Origin of the sequence: Mucilaginibacter sp. (assembly GCF_041088075.1) — a bacterium.
Lineage (GTDB): Bacteria > Bacteroidota > Bacteroidia > Sphingobacteriales > Sphingobacteriaceae > Mucilaginibacter_A.
In genome coordinates, this window is sequence record NZ_JBGCVY010000056.1 from 15,584 (window position 1) to 41,136 (window position 25,553).

Annotated in this window: 18 protein-coding genes and 1 tRNA gene; 13 read left to right on the plus strand and 6 right to left on the minus strand. The window is 41.9% G+C overall.

Annotated features, from left to right (window positions below; translation table 11 throughout):
- Positions 1–81: 81 nt before the first annotated feature.
- The 3 genes from V5804_RS13365 to V5804_RS13375 all read right to left on the minus strand — a co-directional run bounded on the left by V5804_RS13365 (position 82) and on the right by V5804_RS13375 (position 3,230).
- Positions 82–825, minus strand: a complete 744-nt coding sequence (locus V5804_RS13365) for a hypothetical protein (RefSeq protein WP_369591900.1) — start codon at positions 823–825, stop codon at positions 82–84.
- An 8-nt stretch (positions 826–833) separates the two neighbouring features.
- Positions 834–1,865: a DNA cytosine methyltransferase gene (locus V5804_RS13370; RefSeq protein ID WP_369591901.1), complete on the minus strand. Its 1,032-nt coding sequence runs from the start codon at positions 1,863–1,865 to the stop codon at positions 834–836.
- A gap of 222 nt (positions 1,866–2,087) precedes the next feature.
- Entirely contained in the window at positions 2,088–3,230 is a 1,143-nt protein-coding gene (locus V5804_RS13375) for an acyltransferase family protein (RefSeq protein ID WP_369591902.1), read from the minus strand.
- Positions 3,231–3,328: 98 nt separating this feature from the next.
- Between V5804_RS13375 and V5804_RS13380 the strand changes: the two genes are divergently transcribed.
- The 4 genes from V5804_RS13380 to V5804_RS13395 all read left to right on the plus strand — a co-directional run bounded on the left by V5804_RS13380 (position 3,329) and on the right by V5804_RS13395 (position 10,791).
- Positions 3,329–4,513, plus strand: a complete 1,185-nt coding sequence (locus V5804_RS13380; protein WP_369591903.1) for an anhydro-N-acetylmuramic acid kinase — start codon at positions 3,329–3,331, stop codon at positions 4,511–4,513.
- 449 nt (positions 4,514–4,962) lie between these two features.
- Entirely contained in the window at positions 4,963–8,088 is a 3,126-nt protein-coding gene (locus V5804_RS13385) for a SusC/RagA family TonB-linked outer membrane protein (protein WP_369591904.1), read from the plus strand.
- A gap of 174 nt (positions 8,089–8,262) precedes the next feature.
- Positions 8,263–9,840: a SusD/RagB family nutrient-binding outer membrane lipoprotein gene (locus V5804_RS13390; protein WP_369591905.1), complete on the plus strand. Its 1,578-nt coding sequence runs from the start codon at positions 8,263–8,265 to the stop codon at positions 9,838–9,840.
- Between the two features lie 15 nt (positions 9,841–9,855).
- Positions 9,856–10,791 carry a DUF4397 domain-containing protein gene (locus V5804_RS13395; RefSeq protein WP_369591906.1) on the plus strand — a complete coding sequence of 312 codons (936 nt, stop codon included), beginning with the start codon at positions 9,856–9,858 and terminating at the stop codon, positions 10,789–10,791.
- An 84-nt stretch (positions 10,792–10,875) separates the two neighbouring features.
- Here the strand turns inward: V5804_RS13395 and V5804_RS13400 are convergent, their stop codons facing one another.
- Positions 10,876–11,466: a porin family protein gene (locus V5804_RS13400; RefSeq protein ID WP_369591907.1), complete on the minus strand. Its 591-nt coding sequence runs from the start codon at positions 11,464–11,466 to the stop codon at positions 10,876–10,878.
- A gap of 123 nt (positions 11,467–11,589) precedes the next feature.
- Here V5804_RS13400 and V5804_RS13405 point away from each other — a divergent pair, with 123 nt between their 5' ends.
- Both V5804_RS13405 and V5804_RS13410 read left to right on the plus strand, forming a co-directional pair.
- The gene (locus tag V5804_RS13405) at positions 11,590–11,805 is read left to right on the plus strand and encodes a hypothetical protein (protein ID WP_369591908.1); all 216 of its coding nucleotides are present in this window, start codon (positions 11,590–11,592) and stop codon (positions 11,803–11,805) included.
- A 225-nt stretch (positions 11,806–12,030) separates the two neighbouring features.
- Positions 12,031–13,776, plus strand: coding sequence for a S41 family peptidase (locus tag V5804_RS13410; RefSeq protein ID WP_369591909.1), 1,746 nt, complete (start codon positions 12,031–12,033; stop codon positions 13,774–13,776).
- 370 nt (positions 13,777–14,146) lie between these two features.
- Here the strand turns inward: V5804_RS13410 and V5804_RS13415 are convergent, their stop codons facing one another.
- The gene (locus V5804_RS13415) at positions 14,147–14,956 is read right to left on the minus strand and encodes a GDSL-type esterase/lipase family protein (protein ID WP_369591910.1); all 810 of its coding nucleotides are present in this window, start codon (positions 14,954–14,956) and stop codon (positions 14,147–14,149) included.
- The gene (locus V5804_RS13420; RefSeq protein WP_369591911.1) at positions 14,944–17,001 is read right to left on the minus strand and encodes a prolyl oligopeptidase family protein; all 2,058 of its coding nucleotides are present in this window, start codon (positions 16,999–17,001) and stop codon (positions 14,944–14,946) included. The genes V5804_RS13415 and V5804_RS13420 overlap by 13 nt, the downstream gene beginning before the upstream one ends.
- A gap of 153 nt (positions 17,002–17,154) precedes the next feature.
- On the opposite strand from V5804_RS13420, the gene V5804_RS13425 reads away from it, so the two are divergent.
- The 7 genes from V5804_RS13425 to V5804_RS13455 all read left to right on the plus strand — a co-directional run bounded on the left by V5804_RS13425 (position 17,155) and on the right by V5804_RS13455 (position 25,548).
- On the plus strand, positions 17,155–17,943 hold the full coding sequence (locus tag V5804_RS13425; protein WP_369591912.1) for a UDP-2,3-diacylglucosamine diphosphatase: 789 nt from the start codon (positions 17,155–17,157) through the stop codon (positions 17,941–17,943).
- 110 nt (positions 17,944–18,053) lie between these two features.
- Entirely contained in the window at positions 18,054–19,127 is a 1,074-nt protein-coding gene (prfA, locus tag V5804_RS13430) for a peptide chain release factor 1 (protein ID WP_369591913.1), read from the plus strand.
- A 59-nt stretch (positions 19,128–19,186) separates the two neighbouring features.
- Positions 19,187–19,260: transfer RNA gene (locus tag V5804_RS13435), tRNA-Asp, on the plus strand.
- Between the two features lie 327 nt (positions 19,261–19,587).
- Positions 19,588–20,088 (plus strand): Arm DNA-binding domain-containing protein, encoded by a 501-nt coding sequence (locus V5804_RS13440; RefSeq protein WP_369591914.1) that lies wholly within the window; start codon positions 19,588–19,590, stop codon positions 20,086–20,088.
- A 169-nt stretch (positions 20,089–20,257) separates the two neighbouring features.
- Positions 20,258–20,836 carry an RNA polymerase sigma factor gene (locus tag V5804_RS13445; RefSeq protein ID WP_369591915.1) on the plus strand — a complete coding sequence of 193 codons (579 nt, stop codon included), beginning with the start codon at positions 20,258–20,260 and terminating at the stop codon, positions 20,834–20,836.
- Between the two features lie 112 nt (positions 20,837–20,948).
- Complete coding sequence (locus tag V5804_RS13450) at positions 20,949–22,058, plus strand: FecR family protein (RefSeq protein ID WP_369591916.1); 1,110 nt, start codon at positions 20,949–20,951, stop codon at positions 22,056–22,058.
- A gap of 253 nt (positions 22,059–22,311) precedes the next feature.
- The gene (locus tag V5804_RS13455) at positions 22,312–25,548 is read left to right on the plus strand and encodes a SusC/RagA family TonB-linked outer membrane protein (RefSeq protein WP_369591917.1); all 3,237 of its coding nucleotides are present in this window, start codon (positions 22,312–22,314) and stop codon (positions 25,546–25,548) included.
- Positions 25,549–25,553 lie beyond the last annotated feature (5 nt).

A 25,553-nucleotide genomic window follows, 5' to 3' on the forward strand; every position in this document is an offset into this window, starting at 1 on the left:
TCAATAAGGTTTTACGTGTTTTAGAATTAGGGGATACTGTTTTTATCGGTGTTTTTTTGGTGTTAAAATTGAAATGCCTATTTAGGTTAGCTCGGTTACTGTTATCCAGCTATTGTTAAACCCTACTTTATCAAGTACAAAATCCTTAGATACAACTTCTGGCTTTCGTAAATTTATTACCAGCCTTTCTTTTGGTACTGATTCAAATATCGTGAATTGTTGCCCTCCTGATTGCCAGGTAAATTTTTGAACCTCATTTTCTTTATAGTAACCGTACAGGTTTTTGCCATTCCATTTCCAAAAAAATAATTCAGGGTCGTATCTGATTGCATCAACCTCGTATATCACACATTCTAATAAATTTTTAGACCGGATTAAAATTATAGTCCTTAAATGTTGAAACTTCTCACGTATTGCAGAAACCCTGGCGTTGTAAATGTTCAAAACTTTTTCCCCATGCTCTTCCGGGAATAAACCAGGTTGCACGTTGTAGTTATATGAATTTATCAAATCATTCCTGCCAGAAATCAACCTAATGTTTGTAACGGTAGAGGGTTTTTTATTCAGGATAGATTTTGCGCCCCATGCAGTATTGCCCATCCTGATGTCATCTAACCCTACAACACTCGGTGTCCAGTCTGCGCCAATGGCTTTTCCAAAAATAGCTTCCCATTCTTTCCCTTCTATATCGGCCTCTCCTCTTGTGGCAAGTATATAAACCAATTGCTCGCCAATTTTGTAAGGGAAATCTTTCGGAAACTTATTTAACGGGTAGGGAGGGACAGATTTATTAACGGTCCTTAATTTAGGTGAATTGTTGTCCATCCACGTTGTTATAATATTTCATAATCATATAAAACAGATTTCATATCGCATGTTTCGGCTACGTATGGCAGTAATTTAAGGATAACAGCTTTAACAAGGTTTACCGGGACTGCGTTGCCAGCTTGTTTTCTGGCCTGTGTGTCATTCTCAATAATTTTATAGCTGTCGGGAAAACCTTGCAGGCGAAACATTTCTCTTGGTGTCAGTCTTCTTTCTCCATTTACAAGCAAATAGTTATAAGAAGCGCCTGCACGTAAAGCACAGGAGTAGGGGTAAGAACAGATATTACCGGATTTATTTTCGTGCCAAATGGAAAGTTTGTAGGCAGAAGTATGCTTTTCTTTCCTTTTGGTAGCGATATAATCAGATGCAATATGCTTTTTGTCTACGTTTGGTTCTAATATTTCTGATAAAGGTTTGAAAGGGCGCACAGGATGCGGGTAAGAAAATAATATCGGGTCTTTATGCCCGACAATTACAACGCGTTCCCTTTTTTGAGGCAAACCATAGTCAAGTGCATTAAGTACAGCAACACGAACTGTGTATTTCAGTTCCTTTTTAAGTGTGTTTAGGATAACTTGTAAGGTTTGGCCCTTGTTGTGCCCAACAAGCTGCTTCACATTTTCCAGTACAAAAGCTTTTGGCTTTTTCTCTTTAATAATACTGGCTATGTTATGAAACAAAGTGCCCCTTGTATCCTCAAAACCCTTCATATTGCCAATGATACTAAATGGCTGGCAAGGAAAGCCACCGAATAAAATGTCATGGTCAGGAATGTCTTTTGGGTCAATTTTAGTGATATCGCCAGCAGGCCTTTCACCAAAATTGTTCTCGTAGCTATCCTGGCAAAATTTATCTATATCAGACGAAAACACACATTCAGGTAAAATATTATTTTCTTTGCAGGCCTGGTCCATTGCTATACGGAAACCGCCAATGCCACAAAAAAGGTCTATAAATTTTAGTTTTTCCATTTCTTGGAATTTAACAATGATGCTTTTTTTAGCAACTGCTTTTTGTTCGAAAATAGCTTTTTCCATTCAAAACAATACGTTTTTTAAAATAAAAGTTGTTTAAACTTTTTTATAAGATCCTGTTTTTTGGGGGTGATGCTTCTTTTACCCTATAAAAATTGGTGCCTTTACCGGTCTCAAACAAATTAAAAACTGGCAATACCAATTTTATGCGATAAAAGAAGCATAACGCGTAAAGCACAAAAGGATAAGTTTAAACAAATTCATAATTTAAGTTTGTCAAATCCTTCAAACCTTAATGATAATGTTTTTCCGGTACATCAGCCATAAAATTACAAACCAAATCAAAACATAAGTTAAGCCACCGGCCAGAGAGGCATTGATGGGCGAAAAGTAAGGCGTAAAAAACTTTTCGTAAAGGTATTGATGCCCGTTTACTGTTTTTCCCTCCGCATTATGAACGTTTATCATACTTAAAATACGCGGAATCAAACCGGACAAAGTATAAACCGTGATCGCATTCACCCCAAAAACCACAAACGGTTTGGTAAAACGTTTGTAGCCTTGCACATCAATCAGCCAGTAAAGCAAAGTTAAACCAATGGTGGCCAGGCCGCCGGTATATAAAACGAAAGAACTGGTCCATAATGCTTTGTTTATCGGGAAAAAAAGATCAACCACTAAACCGGCAATGACGGACAGCACGCCAACAGCAAACAGCCAGGAAACTTTTTGCGCATCGTCTTTGTCTTTCCGCTTTAAAAAAGTTCCGGCCAGAATACCAAAAAGCGCGGTTGCAACAGCAGGAATGGTGCTTAAAATCCCTTCCGGGTCCCAGGTTTTGGATGATTTCCAAAGATGTGCTTCCCCTAAAATTGTACGATCGAGCCAGGCGCCCAAATTAGTTTCCGGGTTTAAATTGGCATAACCAACTCCCGGAACCGGAATAAAAGTCATGATGAGAAAGTAAGCAACCAAAATGGCCACAAAAGCATTTGTCCAAACCTTGCGGTTACCATAAATATAAAACAAAGCGGCAATGGCGTAAACCACGGCAATGCGCTGGATAACGCCCGGGATACGTACGGTACTAAAATGAAGATAAGGAAAAAGGTTGAGCACCAGCCCGATAAGATACAAAATTACGGCCCGGCGAAGGACGCCAATGGTTAGTTTTTTATGTAAACCAATATCCGTTTTTTTGCTTTCGAGCGCGTAAACGATGGATACGCCAACGATAAACAAAAAGAACGGAAAAACCAGGTCGGTTGGCGTGCAGCCGTTCCATTCCGAGTGTTCCAGCGGCGCGTAAATATGGCCCCAATCGCCCGGGTTGTTTACCAAAGTCATAAAGGCAACGGTGATGCCGCGGAAAACATCGAGCGAAAGGAGGCGTGGTTTGGCGGTTTTTTGGGTAAGGGTTTCGGTCATACTTCTTTTATCGGTACAAAAATCAGCAGGAAAAAATTTCGGGTCAGCAGAAAATGAATTAGTTTAGGCCGTTCGCAATCTAATAAAACCGCAACACATTGAACAGCAATTTACAGCAACTTTTTGCAATTGCGCAAAAGAAACACAAAATGATTATCGGGTTGATGTCGGGTACATCGTTGGACGGCTTGGATGTGGCTTTGTGCCGTTTCAGCGGAAACGGGATGCAAACGCAATTTGAGTTGCTGGAATTTGAAACGGTAAGTTACAATGATTTTTTTCGGGAAGAAATACGCCAGGTCTTCTCTAAAAAAATGGTTGACCTGGAGAAACTGACTTTGTTAAATGCTTTTATCGGAAACCTGCACGGAGAAATGGTGCTGCAATGCCTCGAAAAATGGCAGGTAAAAACAGCATCGGTTGATTTGATTGCGAGCCACGGACAAACCATTTACCACGCGCCGAAACACCAGCACCGGCAAAAAAACTATCCAAACGCGACGCTGCAAATTGGCGACGGCGACCATTTGGCCATGAAAACAGGGGTTATCACGATCAGCGATTTCCGGCAAAAACATGTGGCTGCCGGTGGCGAAGGCGCACCTTTGGCTTTGTACGGCGATGTGATTTTGGGCAGTAAAAAAGGCGAAAACAGGGTTTTGCTGAACTTGGGCGGCATTGCCAACTTTACTTTTTTGCCTGCCGATGCTTCTTTTAGCACCATAATTTCGAGCGATGTTGGCCCCGGAAATACTCTGATGGATGCCGCTTGCCGCCAATATTTTAATTTGCCTTTTGATGCCGGTGCCAAAATTGCGCTTTCCGGTAAAGTGAACGAAGGACTGTTGGCGGCTTTAAAAGCACATCCGTTTTTTGCAGCAGCTTTGCCAAAATCAACCGGGCCGGAAGTTTTTAATTTGGATTATGTGCAGGTGGCACAAGAAAGGTCATCAACGCAAAAAATCAATCCTGCCGATTTGGTTGCCACGCTTACTGTTTTTACGGCACAAATTATTGCGGATTGCATCCTTAAAAATTTTTCTGCGGAAGGTTTACAAATATTTGCAAGCGGCGGCGGCGCGCGGAACCCTTTTTTGATGCAACAACTTCAAAAACTAATGCCTAAAAACAGTATCCAAAATTCGGCCGCGCTTGGTTTGCCGGCGGATGCGAAAGAAGCGGTATTGTTTGCTTTGCTGGCCAATGAAGCGGTGGCGGGAGAGCCGATTGTGATAAATTCTAATCCGGCGGTGCTGATGGGGAAGTTTAGTTTTGGGCGGTAAATCATTCAATTCCTGAAAACCATTAGTGGATTGTAGTTTTTGTGCCGATATAATAACAGGCACCAATTTTATAGGCATAAAAGAAGCATTATAAATTTTTATGGTGAAGTTGTTTGAACTTTTTTCTGCCGCCTTCTTTTTGGGTTGATGCTTCTTTTATCACCTAAAAATCTTAACCAGTTGGCTTTTTAAATTCGTACAAACACCAATTTTTGCCTGATAAAAGAAGCATGGCATTTACTTTATTGTACAAAGAAATATTATGTGAAAAAATTAAAAGAAAGTACATTATATTGCGTGGCTGAAACCCGTGTTTCTTAAACAGTGGCTGTTTAACCAGCCAGATTTTTAATTGCCTTTGTTTTTTATTCAAGTATATTTATCTCGTCTTTCGTCCATAATAAATTCTTTCTTTTTTATCTAATGTTCAATCAAAAAACCAATTACGTATGAAAAAAAATCTACTTCTGTTTTTTCTCGGGTTTTTATTTTATGTGGCACAAGCTGTTGCGCAAAGCAAAACCATCACCGGTAAAGTTGTAGCTGCCGAAGACGGCTTGCCTCTGCCCGGCGTTTCCGTAAAAGTTAAAGGCACAACAACGGGCACGCAAACGGATATGCAGGGTATTTATACCATTAATGCCAGTGCTGGGCAAACATTAGTTTTTAGTTTTGTTGGAACGGCAACGCAGGAAATACCTGTTGGTGCAGCAAGTGCTATCAATGTTCAGTTAAAACAGGACACCAAAACACTGAACGAAGTAACGGTAACCACAGGCTTTGGCGTTAAACAGAGCAAACGCGACCTGACATCTTCTACCCAAACCATTACCGGTGCTGCAATTGAGCAAACCCAGCGCGAAAATCTGGTAAATGCCCTGCAAGGCCGGATTGCAGGTGCAACCGTAACCAGTACAAGCGGTGTGCCGGGCGCATCGGCATCTATTGTTTTACGTGGGATCACTTCTATTGGCGGCAGCAACCAGCCATTGTTTGTGGTTGATGGCATCCGTGTTAACAACGATGCCATGAGCCAAAGTGCATTGGCCTCTAACGGCGATAACCGGCGCGAAGATTTTACCAATCGTATTGCAGATATCAACCCGGATGACATAGAATCTGTTACCGTATTAAAAGGTGCAGATGCTGCGGCAGTTTACGGCTCGGATGCGGCAGGCGGTGCAATTGTTATTGTTACCAAAAAAGGCAAAAGCGGGCCAGGCAATATTACTTACAACAATAACTTCAGTTTTTCTAACGAATACCGTTTCCCTAAAATCCAAACTACTTTTGGCCCCGGTACTGCCGGATACGCAGACCCTACAACCAGGCTTGCCTACGGCCCGGCTTATGCCCCCGGAACGCAGACGTATAATAATTTAAAAAACTTTTTTCAAACCGGTTATTCGCAACTGCATGACCTGGCTTTTGCAGGTGGTACAGAAGATGCAAGTTACCGCATATCAGGAGAATACCGGCATACAGGAGGTGTTATACCTGTGGTTTACAACGATAAACTCTCGCTCCGTTTTGCCGGGCAGGCTAAATTAACGCCTAAGCTAACCAGCAGTGCAAGCTTCAATTATTTTAATATAGATAACCGTAAAACCAACAAAGGCGATGGCGGAACGTACATCAACGCGCTATCCTGGCCTACAAATGATAATGTTCGTAACTACTTAAATCCTGATGGCAGCCGCAGAACATTATTGCCTCCAAGCCTTCAAAATATTACTGCTGATGCAAGTATAGATTTTGACAACCCTTTTTGGGATGTGAACAATAACATTAGCCGAGATAAAACAAACCGCATGATCGGTAATTTTGATCTTTCTTATGACCCTGCAAGCTGGTTAAATTTAAGAGGTTTATTTGGTGTAGATTTTTATACCACGCAGGGAAATAACCTGGTAAGCCAGTATAGCAATTCCTATCAAAATGCAATTTCATCAGGTTTCCAACCTGCAAGCGGTATCACTAAAGGCGGTATTATTGATAATTATGATGACAACAACTTATTGATCAACGGGTCATTTTTTGCCACGTTAAAGCACAACTTTGGCGATTTCCGTACAACTTTGGCTTTGGGTGCCGAGGTTTACGATGGCAAGGATATCACCAACGGCCAGTACGGCGAAGCATTTTTGCAGCCAGATTTTAATACCATTAACAATACCACACCAACAACACAGCGTGCCACATCAACTTATGCCGAAACGCGCCGGATCGGAGAAATTGCCCGTTTAAGTGTGGTATATAAAGAACTGATCACTTTAAACGCTACCGCCAGAAATGATTATTCGTCGCGTTTGGCCGGTACAACTAAATCTTCTTACTTCTACCCATCAGGTGGTGTTGGGTTTAACTTTTCGGAACTGCCTGGTTTAAAAGGCAGTAAAGTTTTATCATTTGGTAAAATACGTTTCTCTTATGCAGGTGTAGGCAAGGATCCTTTTGCCCCTTATAAAATTAAATCGAGTGTAATACAGCAATCCACAACGGGTGGTGGCTATGCTTACGATGTTACTGGTAATAACCCTGCACTTAAACCGGAGAAGGATTATCAAATGGAGCTGGGCACAGAGCTTCAGTTTTTTGGCGGACGTTTAGGGGCAGAGATCAACTTCTATAAATACCGTGCGACCAACCAGATTTTTGACCCGCGTATCAGCTACGCCTCCGGCTATATTTTGGAGTTGGTTAACGGCGGTGAGATTCAAAATAAAGGTATTGAGGTTGAGTTAAATGCTACACCTGTAAAAACGAAGGATTTTACCTGGAAGCCATTTGTAAACTTCTTTTTAAACCGCGGTAAAGTAATCAACCTGGGCGATCTGCCAGAGTACTACAATTCCGATACCTGGATATATGCCAATGCCCGGTCCAGTATCTTCCCTGGCAGCAGTTTGATGAATATTGCAAGTTTTAGCTATGCACGCAATAATAAGGGGCAAATATTGGTTGACCCTTCAACCGGTATGCCTATTTCAAATAGTACGTTTGTTACCGTAGGCGACCGTCAGCCGAAGTTTACATTAGGCTTTGGCAACAACTTTACTTATAAAAGTATTGGTTTGTCTTTCTTGTTGGATTATCGTCATGGCGGCGATGTGTTTAACGGTAACGAACTGTTCCTTACCCGTTATGGTCTGAGCGCACGCACTGTAAACAGGCAAACCCCGATTGTAGTACCGGGAGTGCTTAAAGATGGCAAAGAAAATTCGGCCGCCCCTACGGCAAACACTATTCAGATCAATCCTTATTACCAAAACGATTATTACAAAAATGCTATTGAGTCTGATTTTGTTGAACGCAACATCAGCACTTTAAGATTAAGGGACGTAACGCTTAGTTACACATTGCCTGCTTCCTTGTTAGGCAGACAAAAAGTATTTAAATCATTCGGGGTTTATGTAACGGCAACGGACTTGTTTTTAATTACCAACTATACCGGTGCAGACCCTGAAGTAAACGGAACAAATTCATCAACAAGGGGATCTGGAGCGGCCGGGTTTGACTATGGTACTTTAGCTACGCCACGGACAATTTCTTTCGGAGTAAGTGTGAAATTATAAGGAACTGTTTAAATTTCTATCATCAAAATCCATAATACTTCTTTTATGCCTATAAATTTTGTTTTTAAATATTTCATCGGTACAAAAACTGTAATAAACCAATGATTTTTAGGGGGTAAAAGAAGCATCGAAAATAAATTGAATAAAATTTAAACAGGCTCTAAGAAACTCGACATGAAAAAACTCATATATACTTTAACGGCTTTACTAACCATAGGTATAGCAAGCGGTTGTAAAAAATTTGTAGATATCAATACCAACCCTAATGCGCCTACCATAGTAGATGCAGCAAGTTTGTTGCCGCCTATACAGGCTGGTATGGAGCGCGGTGTTTGGTATGATAGCAGGTACATTGGCCAATATGCCCAAATATGGGGAGCCTCAGCAGCCAACAACGTTTGGGATGAAGAAGGCTACTCACCTGGTACAGATGCAAACGGTGAAATGTGGCGTACCATTTATTTTAGCCTTGGGCAAAATGTAAACCTGATGATACAGGATGCTACTGCCCATAACAAATACGAATATCTGGGCGTGGCCCATGCGCTTCGTGCTTGGGGATGGCAAAATGGCGCCGATATATACAATTATATGGTGGTAAAAGAAGCATATGACCCTACCAAGCTTACTTTTAACTATGATGACCCGCAAACCGTTTATGCAGAAGCCGTAAAAGAATGCAGGCTGGCCTTGCAATATTTTAACCAGGCTACAAAAACAGATGGAATAACAGGCGTTTCGCCTACCTTACAAAAAGGTGATTACATGTATGCCGGCGACCGCAGCAAATGGGTGAAATTTATTTATTCAATTCTCGCCCAAAATGCTTTGCACATGAGCAACAAATCAACTTTTAACGCAGATTCTGTAGCTAAGTTTGTTGACCTTTCTTTTGCAGGTAATGGCGATAATGCCAGTGTGCAAAACACGGCCTCTAATTCTACTGATGCCAATTTTTGGGGGCCAACACGTGGTAACTTAGGAGGTTTCCGCCAGTCTGATTTTATTGTGAGATTACTTGACGGGCGAATACTTGCAGGTACAACAGACCAGGATACGCTTGCTGACCCACGTTTGCCTTTGTTGCTAAACCGTAGTGCCGACAGGGCTTATCGTGGCGTTGTACCTCCGCTTGGCGATATCAATTCGGCCGATCCTAAAACTTTGATTCCTGCTTTTGCCGGCGCTAACACAATAAAAACAACCGGAACAGCCAAATACCTTTTTAATGATAATTCGAGGGGCGTATTGATGACTTATCCTGTGCTTCAGTTTATGAAATCAGAAGCATTGTTTAAAAAAGGAGATTTAGGTGGTGCCTACACGGCGTACATTGCCGGCATAAAAGGAGCACTTGATTTTGCAAGCAACCCTCCGGTAGCAGCCAGCCTTACCGGTACCCAAAACTATATCCCGTCTGCTATACAAACAAAATATTTGGCCGGGCCAAGCGTACGCCAATCGGCAGCAACTTTAAAATTAAGCGATATATTACAGCAAAAGTTTATCGCCTTGTTCTTATGGAACCCGATAGAAGCATGGTCTGATGAGCGTAGGTACAGTTATGATGCAACCATTTTCCAGGGCTTTATAAAGCCAGGTACATTATACCCGGACAATGCCGGAAAGCAAGTGTACGTCGTTCGTCCGCGCTACAATTCAGAATACATCTGGAACGTACCGGCCCTTCAAAAAATAGGCGCAACTGCCCCTGATTATCATACCACAAAACCCTGGTTTGTTTTACCATAAGCTAAAGAAATTGTAATGAAAAAAACATCAAATATATTTTTAGGTATATTGCTTGTAGCAACTTTTGGTTGTAAAAAAAGTGTAATTACACAATTTGGCGACGCTGCTTCGGGAACACAAATTAAAATTTTGCATACCGCGCCAGGAACCCCGGCTATAGATGGTTACGTAAACGGAACGAAGATCACGCCTAATGCATCGCTTTCTGTTACAGATAATGCATTGGCAACATCAATTACAACTGGTATAATCTATAATTATACAGGATCTTTAGCTACCTATCAGGGCCTTTTTCCCGGAAACAATTATGCGGCTGTTGCATCAGGCAGCACAGTTATCAAAATCCAAACATCAACTCCTGCGCCTGCTTTGGTTAGTCCGCAAACAAACGCACCCGGTACAGTAATTGGTACTGCCACCCAAAATACTATTGACGGTTCGGCTTACTCTGTGTTTGCTTTGGGCTTGCCGGGTTCTACAACTTCGCCGCTCGGAATTAAAGTTGTTGAAGATAAGTTTCCAATAGCAAGTGCAGGCAAAGCTTATGTGCGTTTTGCTTACATGGTACCTAATGGTAAACCTGTAGATGTTTCGGCAACATCTGCTGCAACAGCTACTACCTCAACATTAACTTCTAATATTGCCTATAGTAATGTAAGTGATTTTGTTGCCGTAAATGTTAATCCGGCCGGGCTTACCAACTATACTTTCCAAATGTATTTAGCCGGAACAACAACAAAGTTAGGTACAGTTTCTGCAGCAGTATCGCTTGCGCCCGGCCGTTATTATACCATTATCGGCAGAGGGCTTGCTGCTGATTATGTTGTGCCAGGTGCAGGAATAACGTTAAAAGCCAGCACCAGGCCAACTTTGCCTACAACAGACCCAACTACAAAATATCCCGAAATTTATTTTAACCCTGCGGGGATTACTTCTTACACCAACAAGTAACCCCAATTTTACCATGATAAAAGAAGCATTGGCCAACTCCCTCTTTTGGAGAGGGTTGGGGTGAGGCTTGATGCTTCTTTTATCCTATAAAAACTTGTAGCCCAAACTTAAATGCCACACGTTTTGGCGCTGGCCATAAGCCGGGTTGATTTCAGTTAGGCCGCCTTCGTAACGTAAATCAACAGAAAATTTTAAAATATCAACACCGGCACCGGCCTGGTAGCCCAACGTACTGTTGCGGTAATTGCCAAAATCTCGGTAAGCGTTTTGTACGTTTTGGGATAGGTTTTCATTGTTGTCCAAAATGTAGGTGTACATCGGCCCGGCCATTATCCTGAAATTCAGTTTGCTAAAACCAAACGACTGGCCTAATAAAACCGGTACGTTTAACGTAGTAAACCTGACTTTTCCGCTTTCGGTAACGGTTTGGTTATTGTATTGAAAATCAAAATTACTGCCCGAACTGCCCAAATAAACTTCCGGCTGCACATAAAACCCTTTTCCGATACGCGACCACAAACCAATTTGATAGCCGGGAAGCGCAGTCGAATTAATCCTTCCGTCGTTTACACTTAAATGCGAAAAATTGATGCCGCCTTTTACGCCGATGTTAAACTGTGCTTTCGCGCTAAAACTTAATGCTGCAACCAGCAGGGTGAAAAAATATTTTTTCATGTTCGTTTTTTGGGGTTTGATTAAATTGGGTTTGTATAGTTTAGCACCAGGCATTATTTAAAATTGCCGGTACTGTTTTTAAACGCTTAAAATTTGTATTAGGTTTGGATAAAAATTATCGAAATGGCAGAAATCACCATCAGCAATAAAGATTGGGAACGCGTTAAAATTAAAGTACAGCGAAAATACAACCGGCTAACCGACGAGCAACTGCAATATACCGAAGGCAACGAAGACGATTTGATCAAACGAATTATGGCACTTGTTGACCGCGACCGCGAATACGTTGTTTTTACGCTGAAAAAAGCTTTGGTTAATATTGACAATAATCGTTTGTAAAACCTGTTTTTTGTAAAGCGACAAGCATTATTTCTGCTAAATTAGAGCCAATTTAAATTTATACAAGAAAAAATGCGATGCTTCTTTTATGCCCATAAATTCTGTGTTGGATATTATACCGGCACAGAAACCGCAAAGAAGTCAATGATTTTTAGGTGGTAAAAGAAGCATGTGAAATGCATTGAACAAAATTTAAACAGGTTTTTAGGTTCAGAATCAATTTGTATGAGAAAGCATCGTGTAGAGTTTGGCAGGCGTAAAAAAACAGTTATTGGCTGCGGGCTGTTTCTTCTGGCTATAACGGGCTGGGGTTTTCAGGAAGACCTTTTCCAGGTGGCCAAAAACCTGGATATTTTTGCCACGGTTTATAAAGAGGTCAACATCAATTATGTGGACGAGATCAACTCCACCAAACTCGTTAAAAGAGGTTTGGATGCGATGATGGAAAGCCTGGACCCATACACCGAGTTTGTGCCCGAATCAGAAATTGAAGATTACAAGCTGCATTACATCAGCACGCAATATGGCGGCATCGGTGCGGGCGTTTACAACCGCAACAAAAAGGTCATCATTTCGCAATTGTTTGAAGGCTACCCGGCACAAAAAGCAGACGTTCGGGTAGGCGATGAAGTATTAAAAATCAACGATGTTGACCTGAACGGAAAAACCAGCGACGAAGTAAGCGCTTTGCTGAAAGGCGCAAAAGGCGGCGTGGTAAAACTGCTGGTAAAACGCGAAAACGTAGCGCAACCGATTGTAAAGAATTTGCTTCGCGAAGAAATAAAACAACCCAACGTGCCTTACCACGGGATGTTGAAAAGCGGTATCGGCTACATCAAGCTGGACAAATTTTTGGAAAACTCTGCCCAGGAAGTGCAGGATGCTTTGCTCGACCTCAAAAAAAACAACCCGAAAGGCATTGTGCTGGATTTGCGCTACAATGGCGGCGGGATTTTGCAGGAAGCCGTTAAAATTGTCAATTTTTTTGTGCCAAAAGGAGTAGAGGTGGTGGCGCAAAAAGGCAAAGTGAAAGAGAAAAACAACATTTACTACACGCAAAATACACCGATAGAAACCGAACTGCCGCTGGTGGTTTTGGTAAACGGACGTTCGGCCTCCGCATCAGAAATTGTGGCTGGTGCTTTGCAGGATCTGGACCGCGCCGTTATCATTGGGCAGCGCAGTTACGGCAAAGGCCTGGTGCAGCAAACCTTTAGTATGCCGTACAACAGTTTGGTCAAAATCACCATTTCTAAATATTATGTCCCTTCGGGCAGGTGTATCCAGGCGATTGATTATACCCATCGGAAAGAAGACGGATCGGTGGTGAAAGTAGCCGATTCGCTTATCCACGAATTCAAAACCAAAAACGGACGTTCGGTTTACGATGGCAGCGGCATTTACCCTGATGTGCCGGTGAAACAGGAACTTCCGGCCAATATCACCCATGCGTTGGTCAACAAAATGCTGATTTTTAATTACGCCAACAATTACCGCAACACCCACAACCAGTTGTCTTCGCCCGATAATTTTAGTTTGAGCGATGCCGATTATGCCGATTTTATAAAGTACTTATCGGGCAAAGATTACAGCTACAGCACGCAAACCGAGCGTTTGCTTACGGATTTAAAAATCATTGCCGACCGCGAAAAGCAAATGGGCGAGATCAAAAACGAGTACGAAGCTTTGAAAACCAAACTGGCCGCGAGCAAAAAGAACGATTTGGTGCAGCATCAGGCCGAAATCAAAAAAGTGTTGGAAAGCGAATTGGTTACGCGTTATTATTACGAAAAAGGCCGTATCGAAAACAGTTTTAAGTTTGATAAAGAACTGGAAGCCGCCACACAAGTCATCCAAAACAAGCCCGAACTGGCTTCGATTTTAAAAGGCGAAGGCAGCCACAAAGTAATCGGCAAACCGATTGCCGCGCTGGCCGCAAAAACCCCCGCAACAGACGACGAGGAACATTAGCATGCTTCTTTTATCGGCATAAAATTGGTATTGCTTTTTAACACTAATTTTATGCCGATAAAAGAAGCATCAGCCAAACTTTGCAATGAAGTTGTTTAAACTTATTTCCAGGTGCTTCTTTTATCGGGCAATAATTAAGGTCATCCCCCTGGCCCCCTTCAAAGGGGGAAAAGGGCCATGGCGCATATTTTTCTTTTGCCGAAATTTCTAAATTTTAGAAAGGTAGGCGACATGCTTCCCCCTTTGAAGGGGGTTAGGGGGATGAATTGATGTCGTTGTAAATAGCCTTATTCTAACAAAAATAAGTTTTAAACAACTTGCAAAAGGTTTTTGCAGATAAAAATTTAAACGGTTTCAATCAGTTTAAAACTCACTTTTCAACAACTTTAGCAATCGCTTTTCCCCACAAAACACCTAATTTTTGTGCGCCTTGTTCATTGGGGTGAAGATAGAAAATGCCTTGCTGGCCGTTTTCGTGCTGCATCAATTGTTCGTGCCGCTTTTTAAACTGGTTAAAGCCTTTTTTATCGCCCAAAAATACCTGCTTAGGGTTTGTTTTAGCGTAACTTTTAACCAACGAATGGATTTCGGGGAAATAGCTTTGCAATCGTTTCAAGCCTTCCGCTAAATATTGCGACCGGTTGTAAGTGTTCGGGCTATACCACAAAGGGCGGTGCAAGATGATTTTGCATTTCGGGAAATCGAGCAAAAGCTGGTCGGCAATCGCTTTTAAATTTTGATAATAGTTTTCGGGCGAAACCGGTGCGCCGTTCGGGCCTTTCACCGCGCTGTCGTTCGTGCCCAAATCAATCGAAAAAACAAGTTGTGCATTTGTGTTTTCAAACCCACGGGCAGCTTGCTCTACCTGGTTAAAGGAACGTGTTCCGGGTGAAAAATCAACCGTTGTAAAGCCGCTTATGCCCTGGTTCGAAAAATTTACCTCGCCAGTTTGCGCTTGCTGCTTTAAAAAATCAACCGCAAAAACTGGCGGAGCCATTGTTTTAAAGTCTTTTAATCCTGCGCCATGCGTAATGCTGTTGCCAATAAAAACGATATTTAAGTTTGACTTTGCCGGGTTTTGCGCACTTAAAAAAGGGGCATAAAAACAGTATGCCATCAGCAAAAGCCAAACCGCAATGCTTCTTTTACCGGTACTTTTTTGGCGGGTTATTCTTTCCATTTGATATTCATGTTCCAAAGCATAAACGCCCATTTGTCCGTTTCCTGGCTGATGATTTGCGCGGTAGAACGACCGGCGCCATGCCCGGCTTTGGTTTCGATTCGGATTAAAACCGGCGCTTCGCCTTGCTGAACTTCCTGCAAACGCGCGGCAAATTTAAAAGAATGCGCAGGAACCACGCGGTCGTCATGGTCTGCCGTGGTAACCATCGTTGCCGGATAAGCTGCCGGTTTTAAAGCATGGTAAGGCGAGTACCGGTACAAATAAGCAAACATTTCTTCGGATTCTTCTGCTGTTCCGTAATCATAACTCCAACCTGCACCGGCCGTAAATTTATGGTAACGCAGCATATCCAACACGCCAACTGCCGGGAAAGCTACTTTGCACAAATCCGGCCGCTGCGTTATGGTTGCGCCAACCAGCAAACCGCCGTTGGAACCGCCTGCAATCGCCAAAAATTCGGGAGAAGTATATTGGTTTTGGAAAAGATATTCGGCAGCGGCCATAAAATCATCAAACACGTTTTGCTTGTTCATTTTAGTTCCGGCCAGGTGCCAGTTCTCGCCGTACTCGCCGCCGCCGCGCAAATTTGGTACGGCGTAAATTCCGCCTTGTTCCAGCAAAATAATGTTAGAAGTACTAAAAGCTGGTGTTAAATTCACCCCAAAACCACCGTAAGCATACAGCAAGGTTGGATTTTTGCCATTAAAAACAGTGTCCTTTTTGTAAGTGATGATCATCGGAATTTGCGTTCCGTCTTTCGAAGGATAAAAAACCTGTTTCGATTCGTACAGTTCTGGCTCAAACTCCACGCCCGATTTTTTATACAATTCCGAATCTCCGGAAGCAATATTGTACTTAAAAATGGTGGACGGATAGACGTAAGAAGTGAACGTGTAATACGTTTCCCTGTCCTCTTTTTTCGCGCTGAAACCACCGGCCGTACCAACTGCTGGCAACTCAATTTGGTGCTCCAATTTGCCGTTCATGTCGTACTGCAAAATCAGCGAAGTGGCATCTTTTAAATACTCGGCAAAAAGCTTTCCGCCGCCGGTAGAAATGTTCAAAACGTTTGCTGTTTCTGCAATTAAATCCTGCCAGTTTTCCGGTTTTGGGTTGGAAGCATCAACCGTAATTAGTTTATAATTTGGCGCATTCAAATTAGTGAAAATGAACAACTTGCCGCCTTCATTATCCACAATTTCCTGTTCACTGTCGAAGTTATCAACCACGTTCATCAAACTGCTTTCCGGCTTGGATAAATCCTGCAAATACAGTTCATTGCCCGTAGTGCTGTTTGCTGCGGAGATAACCAAAAAACGTTCGTCTTCCGTTAGATAAGCGCCAACATACCGGCGCGGTGTTTCTGCTCCGCCAAAAACCAGTTCATCTTCAGCTTGCGGCGTATTTAATTTGTGGTAAAAAAGCTGATGGTGTTGTGTTAATCCGGCCAACGCGCTGCCTTTTTTCGGCTTTTCGTAACTGCTGTAATAAAAACCTGCGTTGCCTTTCCAAGCTAGGCCGGAGAACTTGACATCCACCAACGTATCGCCAATAACGGTTTTATTTTCCGTGGAAATCACGATCACTTTACGCCAGTCGGAACCGCCTTCCGAGATTTGGTAAGCCGCCAAACTGCCGTCTTTGCTAAAACTGATGCCGCCCAAAGAAGTGGTTCCATCCGTAGAAAAAGTATTCGGGTCGAGAAAAACCTCCGGCTTATTTTGCCCCAACTGCTGGTACAAAACCGACTGGCTTTGCAAACCATTATTTTTGTAGAAATACGTGTATTTTCCCTCGGTAAAAGGAGCACTGTATTTTTCGTAGTTCCACAGCTTTTGCAGTTTTTTGTAAATCGCTTCGCGGAAAGGAATTTGCGCCAAATACTGCTGCGTTACCTCGTTTTCGGCTTGCACCCAGGCTTTGGTTTCTTCGGATTGATCGTCTTCCAGCCAGCGGTAAGGATCGGGAACTTCTGTTGCGAAGTAATCATCGGTAACATTTCCTTTTGCGGTTAGCGGGTAATGCAGCGTTTTTGTATTCATGTTTTTATGCGGATAGAACCGGATAACGGTTAAGCTAAATAACTATTTTTGATTGTAATTTGACATACTGTTTTTACCGGTATAAAATTGGTGTGGTAAAAACAGCATTGGCACATTTCCCAATCACTTGCTTTTTACTGTATTTTTGCTGCCATGGCCGTTCGCGATAAATTGTATTTTGCTTCCGATTTCCATTTGGGCGTTCCAAATTACGAGACTTCGCGCAAGCGGGAAGATTTGCTGGTGCGCTGGCTGGATTTTGTGGGGAACGATGCGGCCGAAATTTTTTTAATGGGCGATGTTTTTGATTTTTGGTTCGAATATAAAACCGTAGTGCCCAAAGGTTATGTCCGTTTTTTAGGGAAACTGGCCGAACTTTCGGATGCCGGTGTAAAGCTGTACTTTTTTAAAGGCAACCACGATATGTGGATGTTCGAATATCTGAAAACAGAATTGGGCGCAGCCATCATCAGCAACGAACTGGAAATTAAACGCAACGGCAAAAAGTTTTTCCTGCATCATGGCGATGGTTTGGGTCCGGGCGACCAGTTTTATAAACTATTGAAGTGGTTTTTCAGAAGTAAAGTTTGCCAGTGGCTTTTTGCACGTTTGCATCCAAATTTGGGTGTAACTATTGCTTCTAAATGGAGCCGTAAAAGCAGGATCATCAACGAAAAAGAGGAAGAATCCAAGCCCGGACAGCAGGAATGGCTGGTTACTTTTTGCAAGGAAGTTTTAAAAACGCGCTATTACGATTATATGGTGTTTGGGCATCGGCATTTGCCTTTGGACATCCAACTCAACCCAAAAAGTCGTTACATTAATCTGGGCGAATGGGTTTACCACAAAACCTATGCTGTTTTTACCGGTGAAAAATTGGAGTTGAAGTATTTTGAGAAGGAAGATTCGGAATCATCCCAAATTTCAAACACAAGCTTTTAGGATCAGCCCCAATAAATTTGTTTAAAAGCCGTATTTTTGCCCGATAAAAGAAGCATTGCCAATCTGAATAGCAGGATTAGCGGCACAAGCTTCCGTCTTCAAAAAACAATATGTTAGATAAATTAGAGGCGATTAAACAGCGCTGGCAAAACGTAGAATCTGAACTGAGCAACCCCGAGGTTACCAAAGACATGAAGCGTTACGCGCAGCTAAACCGCGAATATAAAGAGTTGGGCAAAGTGGTGGACGAATATCACGTTTACGAGAACGTGATGAGCAATATTGATGCAAACCGCGAAATCCTGGACAACGAGAAAGACGAGGAGTTTAAAGCGATGGCTAAAGCCGAACTCGACGAACTTTTGGCGAAGCAGGAAGAATTGGAATCGAAAATCAGGCTGATGCTGATCCCAAAAGACCCGGAAGATTCTAAAAATGCCATCCTCGAAATCCGTGGCGGAACCGGCGGCGATGAAGCCGCCCTTTTTGCCGGCGATTTATTCCGGATGTACACGCGTTATTTCGAGAAAAAGGGCTGGCAATATAATATTGCGGATATTACCGAAGGCACTGCCGGCGGTTACAAAGAGGTAGTTATCGAAGTTACCGGCGAAGATGTTTATGGTTTGTTGAAATACGAATCGGGCGTTCACCGTGTGCAGCGCGTTCCAGATACCGAAACGCAGGGCCGCGTACATACTTCTGCCGCTTCTGTTGCGGTTTTGCCGGAAGCAGAAGAAGTAGATTTTTACCTGAACCCGGCAGATGTGGAGTTGCAGACTTCGCGATCAGGCGGTGCAGGCGGACAAAACGTAAACAAGGTAGAAACCAAAGTTCAGCTCACGCACAAACCAACCGGCATGGTGGTGGTTTGCCAGATCGAGCGTTCGCAATTGGGCAACCGCATCCGGGCGATGGAAATGCTGCGCAGTAAATTGTACGACATCGAGCTGCAAAAGCACAACGGCGACATTGCCGCCAAACGGAAAACAATGGTTTCAACCGGAGACAGATCGGCTAAAATCCGTACCTACAATTATCCTCAAGGGCGCGTAACCGAACACCGTATTGGCTTAACGTTGTACAACTTGCCCGCCATTATGGATGGCGATATCCAGGAAATCATTGATGCGCTACAATTTGCCGAAAATGCCGAAAAGCTAAAAGAAGGTTCTGTAGCTTAATTTTTTTCTCAAAAAAGATTGCAGAAACCAAAATCAAAGCTATATTTGCAACCTCAAACGGAGTGGTAGTTCAGCTGGTTAGAATGCCTGCCTGTCACGCAGGAGGTCGCGGGTTCGAGTCCCGTCCATTCCGCTTTTTCAATATTGAAAACAGTAAAAACTTCTTAAATGACATCGTTTAAGGGGTTTTTTGTTTTTAGGGAATACCAAATTATTCATCTTTTCACAAAGTAAAAGGGAGTCATTTTTGGGTTTGCTTACTAACTCACGAATTAACCTGTAAAAAGTTGTATTGCAGCTTGTTCAGTTATTGAATATCTTGATTTCTAATGATTAATTAATCAATTTTATCCACTTTTAATTAATCAAAAGCCATGAGAACTACCCTCTCTTTGCTCTTTTCCCTAAGAAAGCCTAAAAATTACCGGTCAGGGGAAATGCAATTTATTTACGTTTAACCGTGGACGGCAAGCGTACCGAATTTGCTGTCAGCCGCAAATGTGATCCTGAAAGATGGGATGTTGCTACTGGCCGGGCTACCGGATCAAAAGCGGATGCCAGTACATTAAATGCTTTTTTAAATGGTATCCAATTTAAAATTCTGGAACTCCAACGCCGGATGTTGGAAGCAGACGAAACAATTACCGCTGAAACCTTGAAAAGCCGTTTTATCGGCAAGGAAGAAAAAGCACGTACCTTGCTATCCGTATTTGAAGACCACAACAAAAAGATGCGCAGCCTTGTGGGGCAGGAGTTTGAAAAAAGCACCTTGCAACGTTATGAAACCTGCTTAATGCAGGCCAAAGATTTTATGCTTTTGCAGTATAACATTTCAGATATTTCTGTAACGAAGATCAATATCGCTTTTTTAAATGATTTTAAATACTGCCTGCGCAGTGGGTATTTTCGATTCCGCCCTTGTATTTCCAAGCTTTTTTTGACAACTTCCCATTGCGGATAGTTCATCTCTGTAAACCTTGTTTGCATCGTTTGATTTGTGGTAAAACCAACCTACTAACAGGTTCGCATTTTTCATAATTTACACCAACTTTAAATTTAAAAATGTCTTAAATAAAAAGGGTATTATGATAGATTGTTAATAAATTTTTATATTCGTTATTGTAAACGATATGGCACTCTATCAAACACTAACAGACCAGGAATTGGTTTCTCTGTTAAGAGAAAGTGACCATACCGCATATAATGAAATCTATAATAGATATAGCGGCCCATTATACCTTCACGCATATAACAAGTTACGTAGTCGTGAGGAAGCCATGGATATTTTACAGGAGCTTTTTAGCGTAATATGGAACAACCGTACAAAGTTGAACTTCTATACTAGTTTATCTGCCTACCTAAATACAGCTATACGTAATCGTATATTTAAACACATCGCGCATAAACAGCATCAGGAAAAATATATAACCTCAATACAGGAATCTGTTAATCGTGGTGTTTGTATAACCGACCATCTGGTTCGTCAAAATCAATTAGCTGCTATTATTGAACGTGAAATAGATGCCTTGCCTCCTAAGATGAAAGAAATATTTCTTTTAAGCCGGAAAAACCAGCTTAGCCACAAAGAAATAGCAGGCCAATTAAACATTGCCGAGCCTACAGTTAAAAAACAAGTGAATAATGCTCTTAAAATCCTCCGTGTTAAGTTAGGGTTATTCGCATTTTTGGTTTTCTTGATTAAATTTTAGAACAAAACTTACGCTTGTTTATCATTTATTAAATAATTATAAATTTATCTACACCCTAAGGTAAACTTAAGGGTCTTTACTGTTATTAAGGGCAAAATATGCTCGTTTTAAAATGGATAGAGATCAAATTAAGTCCTTAATTGAGAAGTATAATGCCGGGACAGCAAATTCCGGGGAAATTGCATTGTTGGAAACATGGTATCTAAATTATAATTCAGAATTAAAGACTGATTTATCAGTTGTAGATATTCAGTTTGATGTTGATCAGGTCCGTGTCAAGTTGGCGCGGCAAATTCGACCAATGTCAGTTTGGCCACGCGTTGCGGTTGCTGCCTCCATTATGCTGCTGCTTTCCTTTGGGGGGTATTATCTCATTCATAAACGGGCAGAACAACAATCGGCACGAAACCTGGCAACGCTTATTAAACCTGGTGGTAATAAAGCAATTCTAACATTGGCCAACGGAAAACGGATCATCTTAGATAATATTCAGAACGGCGAAATTGCGCAGCAAGGGAATGCTTCAATTACCAAAACAGCAAGGGGCGATGTGCAATATGTTGCAGGATCAGGCAGAAGTAATGAAGTGGCGTATAATACTATGGCCACTCCACGCGGTGGCCAATACCATTTGACCTTATCCGATGGTACTAATGTTTGGCTGAATGCGGCATCATCTATCAAATTTCCTACGGTGTTTAACGGTGCTAATCGTAAGGTTGAAATAACGGGCGAAGCCTATTTTGAAGTTGCCCACAATAAAGTAATGCCATTTAGAGTAAGCTCGGGTAGCCAAATGGTAGAGGTTTTAGGTACTCATTTTAATATCAATGCTTACAATGCCGAGCCAGCTGTTAAAACTACGCTTTTAGAAGGAAGTGTTAAGGTAACCTCGGGCAGTAATAGTGTAGTAATAAAACCAGGGCAACAGGCCAGTTTAGCTAATAATGAATTAGCTGTTTACAATGCAGATACTGAGGAAGCCATTGCTTGGAAGGATGGTATGTTCCGTTTCACCGATGAAAAACTGGAAAGCATTATGCGCAAAATTTCGCGCTGGTACGATGTAGATGTGGAATACGCCGACAGTGATGTGAAAAATATTCCCTTCAATGGTATCATTACTCATTTTGGCAGTGCTAACCAGGTACTGCGCATGCTGGAACGTACCAAACAAGTACAGTTTAAAATTGAAGGTAAAAAGATAATCGTGATGAAGTAACCTGAATTAAGATCATAATTAATCTTTAAATATGCGATATGGAGAGATAAAAACTTAACCCGAAATGTTAGCTGAAAAACAATCAGGAGCATTGGCGCGCCCCTGATCAAGTACCTGCTAATCTACTCGCCAAAGGCGATACAAATAGAGCTTTGAACAATATTTTTTAGTTTAAACAGACAATCAAATGTATAAAAATTTTACAAAAATTTTTTCTACGCCCTCATGCTATGTCCATAAATTCCTTAGGATCATGAAACTGGTTATCGTTATACTCATTACCACTTTAATGAACGTAAGTGCGGTCGGTTTGGCACAACGGATAACCTTTGTTAAAAGGGATGCAACTTTAAAACAGGTTTTTAACCAGATCAATAAACAAACCGGCTACAGCATACTATGGTCTGGAGAGGGTAAAAATAATGATCAGATAATTAATGCCAACTTTAACAATACTGCTTTAAAAGATGTATTGAATAAATGCCTGATCAACAGTCAATTAAATTATACAATTGAAGATAAAACCATCGTAATTAAACTTAAAGAGGTTTCCTTTTTTGATCGTGTTAAAGCAGTGCTTGCACAATATACAATTTCCGGCCGTGTGGTGGATGAAGAAGGTTTGCCGATGCCTGGGGTAAACGTCAAGGTTTGGCAAGCTTCCCTGGGACAGCAAATCTTGTCGTTTGTTGTTACCAATAATGTTGGCGAATTTAGGATTGATGCCAATAAAACAGATAGCATCCAGTTTTCATTTATCGGCTACGCTGCTCGCAAGTTTATTGTCTCGGGCTTGCCCAATCCATTGGTTATAAAAATGAAAACTGCTATTGGACAGTTGGATCAGGTACAGATTGTTGCTTATGGTACAACTACCCGCCGTTTAAATACAGGTAACATTACCCAGATAAACGCCGAGGAAATTGCCAAACAGCCTGTCAGCAACGTGTTGATGGCTTTACAGGGCAGGGTTCCTGGTATGTCAATCGTACAGACTACAGGTGTTTCGGGTTCTGCGCCCACTGTGCGAATCAGAGGGGCCAATTCTATAGGAGCGGGGCTTTCTCCTTTATATATATTAGACGGTGTACCTATCGCGGAAACTCAAAATGCAGTGAATGGGAGTAATCTGGGGGTAAACGGAATCAGCGGATTAGAAGGAATAAACCCGGCAGATGTGGAAAGTATAACTGTTTTGAAAGATGCAGATGCTACTGCAATATACGGATCACGCGGGGCAAATGGGGTGATCTTAATTACAACTAAGAAAGGAAAGGCGGGTGCCGCATCGGTAAACTTTAACGCATATACCGGTTTTGCTAAGGTCGCCCATTTCGATAATATGCTGGATGTGCATCAATATAATGCCATGCGCCGTGAAGCTTTAAAGAATAATGTCATCACGCAAACAGCAGCCAATTCCCCCGATCTGTTTACCTGGGATACAGTACATGTGCATAACTGGCAAAAAGAATTGATTGGAGGTACGGCCGTTACCAATAATGCCAACATTTCGGTTTCTGGCGGTTCCGGTGGCAATACCATATATGCTGATGCAGGTTATCAAAACCAGGGAACAGTTTTTCCCGGTGATGCGAATGATGAGCGTAAATCTATTCGTGTAAATGCCAACCATGTTTCACCTAACGGAAAGTTAACATTGGGCATTATTTCTGGTTATAGCGTAAGCACTTTGAATTTGCAGGGCTTGGATTTAACCAGCAACATTTTTAATGCACCGTCATATCCACTTTATACGGATACAGGAGCTCCTAATTATCAGGGCGTCAATGGATTTCCATATGCGTATACACTGCAGCCCTTCCATAGTGAGACAGATACTTATAATGGTCATGCAACGCTGTCATACAAAGTATTGAAAGGTCTTGACCTAAAAGTTGATGCCGGTTTTAATAACACTGTCGTTTCACAACGCCAAACCAATCCCCTGATATCACTTGATCCTACAGAAAATACCAGCGGTAACTTGCAGGTAGCGGATGATAAAAGCAATACTTGGATCGTTGAGCCACAAATTAATTACAACCTGCAGTATAAAAAAAGCAATATTGGCTTCCTGATAGGTATGTCATTTCAAAAAACCAATAGCACAAGCTCAACAGTCTATGGTGATAATTTTACAAACGAAGCCCTAATCAATAATGTGGGCTCGGCTGGTACGGTCAGCTATTCAGCTTCAGATAGCCAGTATGCGTATACGGCATTATTTGGAAGATTAAACTACGATTTCGACCAGGAATTTTTAGCGAACATAAGCTATAGACGAGATGGTTCATCGCGCTTCGGCCCAAATAACCGCTTTGGTAATTTTGGTTCCGCTGGCTTTGGATGGATTTTCACTAAAGAAGCATTAATAGAAAAAAGCCTGCCTTTTTTAAGCTACGGAAAAATCCGAGTTAGTTATGGTATCAACGGCAATGACAATGTCGGAGATTACCAATATATTTCTACCTACAGCGTGTCACCGGCTAACAGTGTTACAAGTTATCAGGGTAATGCACTAACACCTGGTGTATTAGCCAACCCGAATTTTCATTGGGAAGAAAATCGTAAGTTAGAATTCGGCATTGAACTCGGCGCATTTAGAGATCGAATATTAGCAACAGCTTCTTTTTTTCGCAACCGCACCGATAACCAGCTAATCCAATATCAAATACCAACGCAAACAGGCTACGCATCATATCTTGCAAATTTTCCGGCCTTGCTTCAAAACCAGGGATGGGAGTTTACACTAAATACCATTAATTTGGATTACAAAGTATTCAGCTGGAAAAGTTCGTTTAATGTTGCCTTTAGTCACAATAAGCTGTTAAGTTTTCCAAATATTCAAAATACCGCTTACGCCCAAACTTTGTTTGTCGGACAGTCAATTACCTCGATACAAGGCTATGTTTTTAACGGTTTATCAAACAAGGGTGTTCCAACTTACAAAGACCTAAACAGCGATGGTGTCATTAACACTGCTGATCGTGTCATCCTCGGCAACAAAGACCCGTTAACGGGTGGAATGAGTAATGATTTCAAATACAAGGGGTTTCAATTAAGTTTTTTTATTGACTACGCCCGTTTTAATAGTTATAACCCGGCCATTAATGCTTCGCGGTCTGGAAATATTGGTGCCAATCGTACAACCCAGGTTTTGAGCCGTTGGCAAAATCCGGGCGACGAACTAAATACCAGTACGCCTAAATTCACTACATCAACAGCAACATATGTGGCCCGTAATTTTCAGCAAAGTGATGTAAACTTTGTGAACAGCAATATTTTCAGGTTGAGGAATATAAATTTTAGCTACAGTCTGCCTTATAGCATTATTCATAAGGTAAATATTCAAAATGCTAAAGTTTTTTTTCAGGCACAAAACGTGTATACATTTAATAATAGTGTATATCTGCTTGACCCTGAGACTGGTAATGGTGTTTTGCCGCCGTTGCGAACGTTGACACTTGGTATTAACCTCACCTTTTAAATCAT